Annotated in this window: 1 pseudogene; it reads right to left on the reverse strand. The window is 62.4% G+C overall.

The features are described 5' to 3' along the window. Nucleotides 1-259 (reverse strand): annotated as a pseudogene (locus BN1800_RS39910) (TolC family protein); the annotation flags it as partial. Nucleotides 260-295: the final 36 nt, after the last annotated feature.

Genomic DNA, 295 nt, shown 5'->3' on the forward strand with positions numbered 1-295 from the left:
TGTTGAGCAGGGCGATCTGGACGGCGGTTTCGGCGTCGAGTGCCTGCTTGCGGGCAAGAAGCGTCTTGACTTGGGCAGAGGCTGCCTGAGCCTGTCGCTGATTTTGTACCCAGACGGTCTGCTGGGCGGTTACCGTCGAGGTCTTCGCCGCGACGGTGCTGAAGCCCGCGTCGCGCTTTGCGTAGTCGGCTCCGCTCACACAGCTCGCCAAGACAACGGGAAGGGTCGCGACGGCAGCAAGTTTCCTGATCGTGATCATGACGCATCTCCGGTCTTCGGAGCCTGCTGCTCATTC

This window comes from Rhizobium sullae (assembly GCF_900169785.1).
Taxonomy (GTDB): Bacteria; Pseudomonadota; Alphaproteobacteria; order Rhizobiales; family Rhizobiaceae; genus Rhizobium; species Rhizobium sullae.